Origin of the sequence: Corynebacterium sp. MSK218 (assembly GCF_030232655.1) — a bacterium.
Lineage (GTDB): Bacteria > Actinomycetota > Actinomycetes > Mycobacteriales > Mycobacteriaceae > Corynebacterium.
In genome coordinates, this window is the sequence record NZ_JASPGN010000010.1 from 43,753 (window position 1) to 56,761 (window position 13,009).

The 13,009-nt window shown below is 59.2% G+C and carries 12 protein-coding genes; 2 read left to right on the forward strand and 10 right to left on the reverse strand.

What is annotated here, in order from left to right:
* Positions 1–6 precede the first annotated feature (6 nt).
* From QP922_RS09300 to QP922_RS09320, 5 genes are all read right to left on the reverse strand, one after another.
* Complete coding sequence (locus tag QP922_RS09300; RefSeq protein WP_284809108.1) at positions 7–960, reverse strand: Ppx/GppA phosphatase family protein; 954 nt, start codon at positions 958–960, stop codon at positions 7–9.
* Between the two features lie 16 nt (positions 961–976).
* Positions 977–1,525 (reverse strand): DUF501 domain-containing protein, encoded by a 549-nt coding sequence (locus QP922_RS09305; protein ID WP_070671708.1) that lies wholly within the window; start codon positions 1,523–1,525, stop codon positions 977–979.
* A gap of 34 nt (positions 1,526–1,559) precedes the next feature.
* Complete coding sequence (locus tag QP922_RS09310) at positions 1,560–2,066, reverse strand: septum formation initiator family protein (protein WP_070671706.1); 507 nt, start codon at positions 2,064–2,066, stop codon at positions 1,560–1,562.
* 156 nt (positions 2,067–2,222) lie between these two features.
* Positions 2,223–3,500: a phosphopyruvate hydratase gene (gene eno, locus QP922_RS09315; protein ID WP_070671685.1), complete on the reverse strand. Its 1,278-nt coding sequence runs from the start codon at positions 3,498–3,500 to the stop codon at positions 2,223–2,225.
* Positions 3,501–3,631: 131 nt separating this feature from the next.
* On the reverse strand, positions 3,632–4,423 hold the full coding sequence (locus QP922_RS09320) for a lysozyme family protein (protein WP_284809112.1): 792 nt from the start codon (positions 4,421–4,423) through the stop codon (positions 3,632–3,634).
* Between the two features lie 167 nt (positions 4,424–4,590).
* On the opposite strand from QP922_RS09320, the gene QP922_RS09325 reads away from it, so the two are divergent.
* On the forward strand, positions 4,591–5,013 hold the full coding sequence (locus QP922_RS09325; RefSeq protein ID WP_070671682.1) for a hypothetical protein: 423 nt from the start codon (positions 4,591–4,593) through the stop codon (positions 5,011–5,013).
* 8 nt (positions 5,014–5,021) lie between these two features.
* Here the strand turns inward: QP922_RS09325 and QP922_RS09330 are convergent, their stop codons facing one another.
* On the reverse strand, positions 5,022–5,636 hold the full coding sequence (locus QP922_RS09330) for a MazG nucleotide pyrophosphohydrolase domain-containing protein (RefSeq protein WP_284809114.1): 615 nt from the start codon (positions 5,634–5,636) through the stop codon (positions 5,022–5,024).
* A gap of 81 nt (positions 5,637–5,717) precedes the next feature.
* On the opposite strand from QP922_RS09330, the gene QP922_RS09335 reads away from it, so the two are divergent.
* Positions 5,718–7,205 (forward strand): amino acid permease, encoded by a 1,488-nt coding sequence (locus tag QP922_RS09335; RefSeq protein ID WP_284809115.1) that lies wholly within the window; start codon positions 5,718–5,720, stop codon positions 7,203–7,205.
* On the opposite strand, the gene QP922_RS09340 is transcribed toward QP922_RS09335, so the two are convergent.
* From QP922_RS09340 to QP922_RS09355, 4 genes are all read right to left on the reverse strand, one after another.
* Positions 7,202–7,684 (reverse strand): hypothetical protein, encoded by a 483-nt coding sequence (locus QP922_RS09340; RefSeq protein ID WP_284809116.1) that lies wholly within the window; start codon positions 7,682–7,684, stop codon positions 7,202–7,204. The two genes, QP922_RS09335 and QP922_RS09340, sit on opposite strands and share 4 nt — an antisense overlap.
* Positions 7,684–11,322, reverse strand: coding sequence for a transcription-repair coupling factor (mfd, locus tag QP922_RS09345; RefSeq protein ID WP_284809164.1), 3,639 nt, complete (start codon positions 11,320–11,322; stop codon positions 7,684–7,686). Before mfd ends, QP922_RS09340 begins: the two co-directional genes overlap by 1 nt.
* A gap of 12 nt (positions 11,323–11,334) precedes the next feature.
* Positions 11,335–11,943 (reverse strand): TetR/AcrR family transcriptional regulator, encoded by a 609-nt coding sequence (locus QP922_RS09350; protein ID WP_070671674.1) that lies wholly within the window; start codon positions 11,941–11,943, stop codon positions 11,335–11,337.
* Positions 11,944–12,106: 163 nt separating this feature from the next.
* On the reverse strand, positions 12,107–12,856 hold the full coding sequence (locus tag QP922_RS09355; RefSeq protein WP_246817068.1) for a trimeric intracellular cation channel family protein: 750 nt from the start codon (positions 12,854–12,856) through the stop codon (positions 12,107–12,109).
* Positions 12,857–13,009: the final 153 nt, after the last annotated feature.

Consider the following 13,009-nt stretch of genomic DNA (forward strand, 5'->3'; position numbering starts at 1 on the left):
ATTGGGTCAGGCTGTAGCGAGGCCAGCAATAATTCCGTCGAGAATATCCTTCTCACTGATAAAGAAGGAACGGGCGCTGCTGTTGCGCTCAATCATGGTCATGATGCCTTCCACAGCGACACATCCACCTCCGATGACATCAGCGCGGCCTGGGTGAATGACCGGATTGAGGGCGCGTACATCCGAAGCCAGACCTATCATTTGGCGAGTCAGTACGCGCAGGGCGTCGAAACGCAGCTCGGAACCGTGGATGGAGTCGGCATCATAGCGCTCCATGCCCTGCGCAAGAGCAGACAGCGTAGTGAACGTTCCGGCGCAGCCGACGAAGGTGACGGCCTTGTCGATGGGCACTATTTTCTCCACGTCAGCCATGCGCTCAGCAACATAGTCGGTGGCAATTTCGATTTCTGCTTCTGTAGGCGGATCGCTGCGCATCATGCGCTCGGTGAGACGCACACAGCCCATCTGGGCGGAGTGAGAGCCGAGGATTTCACCGTCGATAGTGCCGACGACAAACTCGGTAGAGCCGCCGCCCAAATCGATGACGCAATAAGGACCCTTCTCCGAGCTGAGGTCCGCCACAGCGCCGGTAAAGGACAACAGGGCTTCCTCCTCACCGGAGATAATTTCCGCGCGAGCGCCTGGCTGAATCTGACCGAGAAGCTCCGCCGTCATGTCGAAAAAATCGCGGTGGTTCTTGGCGTCACGCGTGGCTGAGGTAGCCACCATGCGCACGCGCTCAACCTTTTCGAACTTCATCTGCTTGACGTACTCCTCCAAGGCGGCGCGGGTACGCGCAAGGGCCTCCGGAGCGAACTCGCCGGTAGCGTCGACGCCTTGACCAAGGCGAACAATTTCCATCGTGCGGGAAATGTCCCGAATTTTTCCATCGTCTTGAATCTCACTGATGAGCAGACGGATGGAATTGGTTCCGCAGTCGACAGCAGCGACGCGAGTCATAGGTCAAGCCTTTCTGTTAACCGGCGTTAGAAAAATCAAACTGGGCCATGTCAATGCCCAGGTCCCCCACGGTAGGCCACTCTTCTGGGATGGCGCTGCCACGAAGTTTACCGTGTTCGGCTGCCATTGCGACGGCTTCCGTACCGAAGCGTACGCGGTCCGGGCCTTCAGCCAAGGCATACGCAATAAGCACGTGGAGGCACTTGACACGCTCTGGCATACCACCACCGGAGAACTGTGTGCCGAGATCCTCCATCTCGTTACGGGTGGCTAGGTAGTGCTCGTGTGCCGCACGGTAGTCCTTTTGTAGGACCTCATCTTCTGCGAGGCGCTGCTCCATCCACTTCATAACGTGTGCAACTTCAAGGCGCGAAGCTTCGGCGGTCAGGCGTGGGTCGGTGAGGTAGTAGAGAGTGGGGAACGGGGTGCCGTCGGGAAGCTTTGGCGCAGTTTTAATCACTGCGGGCGCTCCGTCGGGGGTGCGGTAGGCAATGTCTACGACGCCGCGCGGGGTGCGGCCAAGTTGTTCGCGGACAACGTCAAGATCAGCATCGGTCACGGTCATGGCAACCATTGTGACATGGCCACTGGGATGAGTCCTATTCAGCGGGTCGATCAGCTACTGCTGGGTCCGTCTCCGCCTCTTCAGATACGGAGTCCCACAGCACGGTGTACCACTCGCGCTCATCGATGTCCTCGCGGTGCTCTGAGGTCACGGTGTCACCAGAATCCATGCGAGGATCCATGATTCGGAAGGCGGTTTCGCCTTCGTCCATAACGCCGAAGCGGCGACGGGCCTCTTGTTTGATGTACTCATCTGAACGGTACTTATCGATTTCCGCGAGGAGCTTGTCCTTGCGCTCTTGCTTGGCAGCGATGGAGCTTTCCAGGCGGGCGATTTCGGACTGGCCGTGATAATAGTTGCGCAATGGCACGGCGATGGTGAGCAAGACGACGAGCACCACCGCAATGATGACGCCTACCCCGAGAATATCGAGGCCCTGTGGCTTCTTCGGGCGCTTCGTGGTTTTGTGGGCGTCGCGGGCACGCGTGTGGACCGGAACGGTGTTCCGGCGCTTCGTGCGAGTAGGGGTAGTGCGTGCCATCGGAGAGTTAGTCTAGCCCCCAACCGTCAGGGTTCGGGACGGCGCGCGTGGAAGTCACAAAAATAACAGGTGTCACGCCAAAGGCGCCACAGTTTCCTGTGACGCCTTTAAACGTGGCCCACAATCACGGGGCACAATGAAGCTTCGGGGAGATGATTAACCCTGGAAGCGCGGGAATGCAGAGCGGCCAGCGTAGACGGCGGCACTGCCCAGTTCCTGCTCGATGCGCAGAAGCTGGTTGTACTTAGCAACGCGCTCGGAACGAGCCGGAGCACCAGTCTTGATCTGGCCACAGTTCAGGGCAACTGCAAGGTCAGCAATGGTGGTGTCCTCGGTCTCGCCGGAACGGTGGGACATCATGGTGCGGTAGCCATTGCGGTGAGCAAGCTCAACGGCATCAAAGGTCTCGGTGAGGGTACCGATCTGGTTAACCTTCACGAGCAGGGCGTTAGCAGCCTTCTTGTCGATGCCCTCCTGGAGACGTGCCGGGTTGGTGACGAAGAAGTCATCACCAACGATCTGGACCTTGTCACCGATGGTCTCGGTGAGCTTGGTGTAGCCCTCCCAGTCATCCTCCTGCAGCGGGTCCTCAATGGAGACGATCGGGTAGTTGGCAATGAGGTCCTCGTAAACCTTTGCCATCTCCTCAGCGGTGTGCTCGCCGCCTTCGAAGTGGTACTTGCCATCCTTGTAAAACTCGGAGGAAGCCACGTCCAGTGCAAGGGCAACGTCCTTGCCCGGCTCAAAGCCAGCCTTCTTGATGGCCTCAATGATGAGGTCGAGTGCAGCCTTGGTGGACTCAGCCTCCGGAGCGAAACCGCCTTCGTCACCCAAGCCGGTGGACAGGCCCTTGGACTTGATAACGGACTTCAGTGCGTGGTACACCTCAGCACCCATGCGCAGGGCCTCGCTGAAGGTCTCTGCACCGATCGGGGCAATCATGAACTCCTGAACGTCAACGCCGGAGTCAGCGTGTGCACCACCGTTGACAATGTTCATCATCGGAACAGGCAGGACGTGAGCGTTCGGTCCACCAATGTAGCGGTAGAGCGGCAGGCCGGCGGACTCAGCGGCAGCCTTGGCTACAGCGATGGAAACGCCGAGGATGGCGTTAGCGCCGAGGCGGGACTTGTTCTCCGTACCGTCAAGCTTGATGAGCGCTTCGTCGATGAGACGCTGATCATCAGCCTCGAAGCCAGCGATCTCGTCGGTGATTTCTTCGTTGACGTTTTCAACTGCCTTGAGCACACCCTTGCCCAAGTAGCGCTCGCCGCCGTCACGCAGCTCGTGTGCCTCGTGAACACCGGTGGAAGCGCCAGACGGAACGCCGGCGACGCCGCGCGCACCGTCATCGAGGAAAACCTCAGCCTCAACAGTCGGGTTACCGCGGGAATCAAGAATTTCGCGTGCCATTACGTGGATGATGTCAGCCATGCTGCTTTCACTCCTATAGAACCAAATTGAGTGTGGTTTTGTGCTTCGGGAGGGCTCCCAAATCACCTGCTGCCCATTGTTCCAGAAAAGTTCGGAACTTGTCGGGCATAACCGGACAACGTGACAAAGATCTAGGAGGTTGCCGGCTGCTCGATCGCGTAAGAATTGGCAGCACCCGCCACTTTACGCAAATAATCCTCGGATTGGTTGTAGTTGAGAATCGCCGAGCGCCACCCTTCCGGCGTAGACAGGTCCCGATCGCCAAAGCACAACAGGGCGGCGGCACCGAGTGCAGCGTCATCAATCTGATTGGGGTCCGCCACACCATCGCCGTTTGCATCGCGCCCCAAATGATCCCACGAGGAAGCAATGAACTGCATGGGACCTACTGCGCGATCAAACTCAGCGTCACCATCAATCGCTCCGCCATCACTGTCTGGCACCAGCGTTGTGTTATTCGACCCGTCTAGAGGAATACCCACGATGGGTGGGTCAGGGTAGCCATTCTCATTCAAAGAAGATCGGTGGAACATTTTTCCGTTATACGTACCGTGGCGGGTTTCTACCCATCCAATGCCGGCAAGAGTATTCCAGCGCAGGTTGCAGTTGGGCCAGGCCGTCTTCGCAATTAGTTCAGCGTTGCCATAGGCGCGCAAGGCCTGTTCGGGAATGCTCGTGGAGTCCTTTAACTGATCCGACCACCACGTCAATTTATCGGAGGTACGCCCAGGGGCCTCGACATCAATCGCGGGCACCTCTGCCCCACCAACTGGCGGTAGGTCTTGGGGAACAGGCTCGAGCTGACGGAACGGCGAAGGTTTGCCCAAAAAGGACAAACTCCAGCCCACGAGGGAAATAATGAGGATAATGGCCAAGACAATACCGAGGCCGCAGCCCCCGATTCTCCTCAGCCCCTTGGTCATAGGCAGGGATACTACAGCCCACCTTTAGGGTCAGCCCGGACCGACACAGAATGGTAAAAATTATGTCATAGTGTTCCCATGCGTAACATTGTGCGCTACACTACGCCATTGAACGGCTCGCCGAGCCGGGAAAAGTGCTGTTCTCTACTCATAATTCAAGGAGATCCATGTCCATCCGCCGTATTGCCGCCACCGCTGCCACTGTTGTCACCCTCGGTGCTGCTGTTCCTGCCACCGCATCCGCTGCTTCCTTCGAGGAGCTCGGTGGTTTTCTGTCCCAGGGCATCCAGACCGCTGACTGCGACACCCTGCGCAACACCCTGAACCTCATCGATCAGACCACCGAGGGCGACCTGCTCACCGAAAACACCACCCGCAACCAGCTGTCCAAGAACCTCACTGCCCTCGGTGGTTCTGAGGACCTCGGCCCGCTGGCGCTCGTCGCTGTGAAGTACGCCGGCCAGACCGCTGACCGCGCCCTCGAGTGCAAGATCGTCAAGGAAGACACCATCGCCACCGGCGGTACCGGCCTGTCCTCCAAGATTGCGGACTACGCCCCGCTGCTGTCCTCCGTTCTGAAGCAGAGCTAAAAGCTCACCTAACGGTTCTCACGGGCTTTCCCCTCAGCCCACAAGCGCTCCTGCTCCTCTACCCCGACGACGTCCTCTGTGCCGTCAAAAAGGTAGGGCGCGCGGGAGCGCATTTTTGTCACAAAGGACCCTGCGACATCATCCAAAGTGAAAGCACCTCGTCGAGCGGCAATCTCTGCGTGAAAAAGAACTTGGAGAAAAACGTCTCCTAACTCTTTAAGAAGCTCAGCGTCAGACGCGCCATTCTTCACCGCGTCAGCAAACTCCGCAGACTCTTCGGCAAGGTAGGGCAACAACGTCGCGTGCGTTTGATCGCGTTCCCACTCACCGATACTGCGAGCCTTCGACATGACCTCCCGCGCCTGCCACAGGGGGTCGTCGAGAGAAGGGGCAAGGATGAGGTCATGGGAGGCGTCGAGAAGCGCCTGCACCTGAGGGTCGGACGCATTCGTGCTTACCAGCACACCTTGACCTTTAGGATCCTCACCGCACAGTAGCTCGTCGAAGTTCCAGCGCACTTTTACCGGCACTTCATCGGTAAAAACCGCAGGTCCGAACAGCTTTCCATAGGCTTCCATGGGGATCATCGTGGGCCAGCGCGGATCGAGCAACAGCACAGTCATAAGCACCGAGTATAGGGCTCTGCCCTAGCCAGCGATTACAACAGTTACGCACAAGTCCGCCATAAGGGGTACTTTTGACCAATGACCTCTTCATCACTCACCGAATCGCCGCGCACGCACTCCGTGACGCTGTGGACGCTCGTTGCGCTCATCATCGGTTCCACGGTGGGCGCCGGCATCTTCTCTCTGCCGCAAAACATCGCCTCCGTGGCTGGCCCCGGCGCCATGCTGCTGGGTTGGCTCATTGCGGGCGTCGGCATGCTTTCTGTTGCTTTCGTTTTTCAGATTCTTGCCCACCGCAAGCCACACCTCGACTCTGGCGTGTACTCCTATGTCCGCGCCGGCTTGGGCGACTTCATTGGCTTTACGTCCGGCTGGGGCTACTGGCTAGGCTCCGTCATGGCGCAGGTGGGCTACGCCACCTTGTTCTTCAATACCATTGGCCACTACGTGCCCTCCTTTGATGCGGACCACCAGTGGGTCTCCGCCATTGCGGTGTCGCTGTTGTCGTGGGGCATCTTCGCCGTGCTGGCCCGCGGCATTAAACAAGCAGCCATCATGAACATGGTGACCTCCGTGGCCAAGATCGTGCCTATCCTGGCTTTCATCGTGCTCATCGCTTTCCTCGGCTTTAGCTGGGACAAGTTCACCCTGGATTTCTGGGGCGAGCGTTCCGATAAATCCCTTTTTGAGCAGGTCCAGGGCATCATGCTCTTTACCGTGTGGGTCTTTATCGGGGTGGAGGGCGCTTCGGTGTACTCCAAGCAAGCCCGTACCCGTAAGGATGTCGGCCGCGCGACAGTCATTGGCTTTGTCAGCGTTCTGGCACTTCTGGTGTCCGTCTCCACCTTGAGTTTCGGCGTGCTTACTCAGGAAGAGCTGGCGGCACTGCCGGATAACTCCATGGCATCCGTCCTCACCGCCGCGGTAGGACCATGGGGCGGGGCGCTCATCTCCCTGGGCCTGTGCCTATCTGTGTTGGGTGCGTATGTGTCCTGGCAGATGCTGTGCGCGGAGCCGATTGTCCTCATGGCTGTCGATGGCCTTATCCCTCGCAAGATCGGCACCGTCAACGTCGCGGGCGCACCGTGGGTAGCGCAGCTCATTTCTACCCTAGCGATTCAGCTCTTCGTCATCGTGTTCTTCCTCAACGAGACCTCCTATAACGCCATGGTGCAGTTGGCCACCATCATGTACCTGCTGCCCTACATTTTCTCCTCGCTGTACTTGCTTCTCCTTACCGTGCGCGGCAAGGGGCTTACCCACCCGCATGCAGGTGTGAAGTTTGATCTTTCCGGCCCGGAGGTAGGACGCCGCGACAATCGACGCCACTTCTTCATCGGCCTCGCCGCCTTCATCTATTCCGTATGGCTCATTTACGCCGCTGATCCGGTCTACGTACTCCTCGGCGCGCTTGCCGTAGTTCCGAGCATGATCCCGTACGTGGCTACTCGCCTGTATAAGAAGGAGCGCGTGTTCAATACCTTCGAGTGGTGTGTGGTGGCGATCGTGATTATTGGCGCCATTGCTGCTGTATGGGGATTGAGCACCGGCAAGCTCGTTCTCTAAAGCACCGGGGGCTGTTGGCGGTGAGATTTCACCGCATAAACAATGCAGCTCACTAGCCACAGCACGTGGCCAACAGCACTGATGCCGAGGAACAGCATGCCGGTAATCGTGGCTGCGTCCTCGTTGCCGAACCACCATGCGGGGACACCGGCAGGGCCAGTATCGCCAAAGTCCGGAAGATTGGCGCCGCCGATGATAAATCCGATGAAGACCATAGCCAGCCCCGCCCATGCCCACACCAGGTTGCTGTCATAGTCCCTGAGAATAAACAGCGGGATAAAACCCAGGAGCATCCATACTCCTAGGGGCACCACCCCACCCAACATGAGCATGACGGCGTACCAGCCTGCATTCCCGCTCACAAACTTCAGCGCCAACACCGCAGGAATGCTCACCAGCGCCGCGACAATCCACACCACCAACAGAGCTATTCGTGAGTTAGAGCGCGGCTTCACACTAGGGCTGTTGGTGGCATCCATTACTTTTCTCCTACGCTAATGACGCTCTTCTTCGTCTTGGCACCGCTGACGTCGACTCGCTCGAGTTCAAACATCGATGCTAGGAAATCTGCCATCCACTGGAGAAGTTCAACGTCACGCAGCTTGGGGTCTGTGACGTTGCGTCCAGCCTTGGGGAAGTTGAGCTGGATAGCCTTGGCGGCCGCACGGTAGTTGGAGCCTGGGAAGAGGCGCTTGAGGCGCACTTGCTTGGAATCCGCGAGCTCCACCGGGTGGACCTTGATGCGGGTTCCCTGCACCGTAATGTCGGCGACACCAGCCCGGCGCGCCTGGTGGCGCAAGCGAGCCACAGCCAGAAGGCGTTGCACCGGCTCCGGGACGGGACCGTAGCGGTCCTCCATCTCCTCCACGGTGTTCTGGAGGTCCGCATTGTCTTTGGAGGCCGCCAACTTGCGGTAGACCTCAAGGCGCAGGCGTTCGGAGTTGATGTAGGACTCTGGAATGTGGGCGTCGACAGGCAAGTCGATACGGATTTCCTTCGGTCCTTCGTCCGTGACGATCGGGGCTTCTCCCCTAGCAAGCGCCTTGAAGGTCTCCACAGCCTCGCCCACAAGGCGGACGTAGAGATCAAAGCCCACGCCAGCGATGTGGCCGGATTGCTCAGCGCCGAGCACGTTGCCGGCCCCTCGCATCTCCAGGTCCTTCATGGCCACGGCCATACCTGCGCCCAGGTCGTTGTTCTGGGCAATGGTGGCTAGGCGGTCGTAGGAGGTTTCAGTGAGCGTAGCGCCCTTCGGGTAGAGGAAGTAGGCGTAGCCTCGCTCGCGAGAGCGGCCCACGCGCCCACGCAGCTGGTGCAGCTGGGATAGGCCCATGTGGTGGGCGTTTTCCACGATGAGGGTATTCGCATTGGCGATGTCCAGGCCTGTTTCCACGATGGTGGTACAGACCAGCACGTCGAACTCGCGGTCCCAGAAGCCCTGGACGGTCTGCTCGAGAACCTCTTCGTTCATCTGCCCGTGGGCCACCACGATGCGGGCTTCTGGCACGAGATCACGCAGTTCACGGGCCTTCTTCTCAATGTCGGCAACCTTGTTATGGATGAAGAAGACCTGACCGTCACGCAGTAACTCGCGGCGGATTGCAGCAGCGACCTGCTTATCTTCGTAGGCACCCACATAGGTCAAGACTGGATGACGGTCCTCCGGCGGAGTCAAGATGGTGGACATCTCGCGGATGCCCGCCATGGACATTTCCAAGGTGCGGGGAATCGGAGTTGCAGACATGGTGAGTACGTCCACACTCGCCTTGAGCGCCTTGATGTGTTCCTTGTGCTCCACGCCGAAGCGCTGCTCCTCATCCACCACGATGAGGCCCAGGTTCTTCCACTGCACGCCTGTCTGCAGCAGGCGGTGGGTACCGATGACAATGTCCACAGAACCATCCGCCAAGCCGGCCAGGATCTCCTTGGACTCCTTGGTGGAGGTAAAGCGCGAGAGCACCTCGATGTCTACGGGGAATCCTTGCATGCGCTCACGGAATGTATCGGCGTGCTGCTGGGCCAGCAGCGTGGTGGGCACGAGGACTGCAACCTGCTTGCCGTCTTGGACCGCCTTGAAGGCAGCGCGCACCGCCACCTCAGTCTTGCCATAGCCCACGTCACCGACGACGACGCGATCCATCGGCACGGAGGATTCCATGTCTTCCTTGACGGCATCGATAGCCAGCATCTGGTCTTCGGTTTCGACGAAGGGGAAGTTATCCTCCATCTCCGCCTGCCACGGCGTATCGGGCCCAAATTGATGACCGGGTGCGGCTTGGCGCTTGGCGTAGAGTTCTACCAGCTCGCCAGCGATCTCGCGTACGGCAGCGCGCGCCTTCTTCTTCGTGTTCTTCCAATCCGAGCCACCCATCTTGGACAGCGTTGGTGCCTCACCACCGGTGTACTTGCTCAGCAGGTCCAGCGAATCCATGGGAACCCAGAGCTGGTCGGCGGGCTGACCGCGCTTGGACGCGGCGTATTCGAGGACGATGTACTCGCGGCGCGAGGTCTCGTCACCGGTCTGGATGGTGCGCTCGGCCATCTTGAGGAATTTGCCGATGCCATGTGTTTCATGCACCACATAGTCGCCCTGCTTAAGTGCCAGCGGATCGACGCGGTTGCGGCGCTTTGCTGGGCGACGTTTAGCGCCCGCAATATCGCCCACGCGGTTACCCGTCAGGTCCGTTTCTGTCACCACAACAAGCGGAAGCGCTTCAGCGTCCTTAAGCTTGCGTACCTTGGGGAAGACCAGACCAGCATGGCTCAGCGCTTGATAGAGCGTGACTTCACCGGGGCTTGGCTCCCATCCAGGCGTAGCCACCTTGGTGGGAATCCCCTTCTCCGCGAAACGCTCCACCATGCGCTTGATAGCGCCCTGGGCAGGAGCGATGAAAGCTGCCCGCCCACCCGCGGTGGTGTGAGCCAGCAGCTGCGCCATCATGGCGTCAATCTGCTCAATATCGCCACGCGGTGTGGGGCCAGGCTCGTAGTCGAGCGGCAGGGTCTCCGATTCCGCAGCGGCAAACATACCTGGGGGCGCAAAAGTCCACAGGGGAGCCTCAATCTGCGCGCACGTCGCTTCCAAAGATTCATAGGAGCGGTAACTAGAGGCTTCCGTATCGAGCCCTTCCGCCGCAAGCGGGCCATCTGCGCCCATGGCGGCGGCTTCCCAGCCAGCAGCCAAGAACTCGGCGTCAGTGGATTCCAAGTCTGCGATACGGGTGCGGATCTTCTCCGGTGCCACGAGGAGCACGTGCGTTCCGGTGGGGAGGAGTTCGGGGAGGGTGACAAAGGGGGCATCGGCAAGCACGGCGAGCAGCGCCTCCATACCTTCGGCCGGGATGTGTTCACCGACCTTTGTAAGCAGCTCAGCCAGTGCCGCATTGCCGCCAAACTTCTGTGCTAGGTCACGAGCCCGTGCGGCCACCTCGTTGGTGATGGGAAGCTCGCGCGCAGGGTAGATGGCGACCTCCCCGACCTCAATCTCCTGAATAGCTCGCTGGTCCGCTACGGAGAATTGGCGAATATCCGTAATCTCATCGCCCCAAAACTCCACACGCACCGGGTAATCGGACGTCGTGGGAAAAATATCGAGGATGCCGCCGCGCGTCGCGTACTCTCCGCGCTTCGCCACCATATCGACGTGTTTATACGCGCGAAACTCCAATTCAGAGACGATATGAGAAAACTCGTGTTCCTCCTCTTCCTTGAGGAAAATCGGCGCACGGCCCTCCACTTTGCTGAGGATGGGCTGGCAGTATCCGCGCGCTGAGGTCACCACGATCTGGGCCTTGCCCGCACCAACTAGGTCGAGAACTTGGGCGCGCTTGCCGACGATATCCGGGGCCGGCGAGAGCCGCTCATGAGGCAGCGTTTCCCATGCGGGGAAATACGCAACCTTATCTCCCAACAACGCGGTGAGCTCCGCACTGAGATCCTCGGCCTCGCGGCCCGACGCTGCCACAACGAGAACCGGCGCATGGTGCGCCAGGGTGCCAATAGCCCAGGGGCGGGCCTGGTCGATGCCCGTTATATGCAGTGATTGCGTACCTACCTGGGAGGCAAGGCCTTTCAGTTTGGGATCGGAGGCAGCTACCTTGAGCAGCCCTCCCAACATCGGAGTTGCCACCTACTCATCTCCCTTCAACTTCGGTGCAGCTTCCATTCCGGCCAGGCCATTCCAGCACAAGTTCACGATGTGCGCGGCAACCGTCTCGCGGGAAGGCTCGCGCTCATCCAGCCACCATTGGGCCGTGGTAGCCACCATGCCCACCAACGCCTGGCCGTAGAGCACAGCAAGCTCAGGGTCGAGCCCACGGTGTTCAAAGGCCTCTCCCAAAATGTGGGCAATCTGGTTCACCGCGGTATTGAGCAGCGTGGAGAAACTACGCTCATCGCCCGGCTTGGAATCACGCACCAGGATGAGGAAGCCATCAGTCTCCTCTTCCACATAGGTCAACAGCGCCACCACGCCGCGCTCAATACGCTCGCGCCAAGAGCCCTCCTGCAAGGACTCAGTGACCACCTTTTCCAAGGCCACCAGTTCACGGTCAATGACCACTGCGTAGAGGCCCTCCTTGCCACCGAAGTGCTCGTACACCACCGGCTTGGACACACCTGCGCGCGCGGCGATCTCCTCTACGCTGGCGCCATCGAAGCCAAGCTCCGCGAAGGCCGCCCGGCCAATGGAAATCAACTGTTCACGGCGCTCACGGCCGGTCATCCTTTGTCGAACCATGCCCCTACTCTATCTCCCCCGCCGGACATGACCCGCACTCCCGGCTAAAGCTGGCACGTGTTTAGGACTCTCGACCCCCGTCAGGTAACATGTCCTCCAGCGCTCATAACGTGTGCGCTGTTTCCCCATGGTGTAATCGGCAACACTACGGTTTTTGGTACCGTCATTCTAGGTTCGAGTCCTGGTGGGGAAGCTTTTTGTGTTTTTTACTTCCACGGCGAAAGCCCTTCAGCTCCGCCTTCTTCGCAATCGACGCCACCTGTGCGGCGGTGTAGTTGAGAGGAGCTATCCCGGCTCGCGGAAGTACCCATCCACGCCAGTAGGCCAGGATGGCCAAGCCGCATCCAACAATGGGCGAAATAATCATGCCGAGGGCGAACTTGTCGAAGTGCGCGAAGGACGCCATCACGATTCCGGTAAGCACTGCCGGCACCGCATAGAGCGGGCTTCCGCCAAAGACTGAAGGAATCATTCCGGAGGCCACATCGCGCACCATGCCACCGCCTACTGCGGTCAGGACACCTAAGAAAACGCAGGCGATAAACGGCATTCCATATGCCAGTGCCTTCACACAGCCAGTGGTGCACCACACGCCCAAAATGACAGCATCCGCGTGCTCAAGAAAGATCTCCCATGCCTTGCCCTTCAAGTCAATCAAGAACGCACTGAGAGCGCCTACGCACGCGAGCGTGAGATACAGCGGGTCGGAGATCGCTGCTGCTGGGCCACTAGAAATCAGCATGTCACGGATCATGCCGCCCGCCAGCGCCGAAAAGAGCGCGAGGAAAACAAAGCCAATGATGTCGAATTCCCTGCGGCGCGCAATCGTGCCGCCAATGATGCCGTTGAGTACAACTCCGATGAGGTCAAAGACTTGGTACAGGGATTGAATGAGCGGGTCGATGTCCTGAATCACATTTACTGACCCTAGCGCACGGATAAGGCTCCGAGGCCTCTATTGGGAGTCGCAAATCTGAGGAAAGCAACGACCCCAAGCGCTAAGCTTGGGGCCGCGGGGGATAATGCGCCAACCTACGTTGACGCTCTCACTAGGGAGGGTAGCACA

Bases quoted from the DNA above. Each gene is read 5' to 3' on its own strand.
- QP922_RS09340 (WP_284809116.1), bottom strand. From the start codon at position 7,684: ATGGATGCCACCAACAGCCCTAGTGTGAAGCCGCGCTCTAACTCACGA.
- mfd (WP_284809164.1), bottom strand. From the start codon at position 11,322: ATGTTGGGAGGGCTGCTCAAGGTAGCTGCCTCCGATCCCAAACTGAAA.
- QP922_RS09300 (WP_284809108.1), bottom strand. From the start codon at position 960: ATGACTCGCGTCGCTGCTGTCGACTGCGGAACCAATTCCATCCGTCTG.
- QP922_RS09325 (WP_070671682.1), top strand. From the start codon at position 4,591: ATGTCCATCCGCCGTATTGCCGCCACCGCTGCCACTGTTGTCACCCTC.
- QP922_RS09335 (WP_284809115.1), top strand. From the start codon at position 5,718: ATGACCTCTTCATCACTCACCGAATCGCCGCGCACGCACTCCGTGACG.
- QP922_RS09305 (WP_070671708.1), bottom strand. From the start codon at position 1,525: ATGACCGTGACCGATGCTGATCTTGACGTTGTCCGCGAACAACTTGGC.
- QP922_RS09310 (WP_070671706.1), bottom strand. From the start codon at position 2,066: ATGGCACGCACTACCCCTACTCGCACGAAGCGCCGGAACACCGTTCCG.
- QP922_RS09320 (WP_284809112.1), bottom strand. From the start codon at position 4,423: ATGACCAAGGGGCTGAGGAGAATCGGGGGCTGCGGCCTCGGTATTGTC.
- QP922_RS09350 (WP_070671674.1), bottom strand. From the start codon at position 11,943: ATGGTTCGACAAAGGATGACCGGCCGTGAGCGCCGTGAACAGTTGATT.
- QP922_RS09330 (WP_284809114.1), bottom strand. From the start codon at position 5,636: ATGACTGTGCTGTTGCTCGATCCGCGCTGGCCCACGATGATCCCCATG.
- eno (WP_070671685.1), bottom strand. From the start codon at position 3,500: ATGGCTGACATCATCCACGTAATGGCACGCGAAATTCTTGATTCCCGC.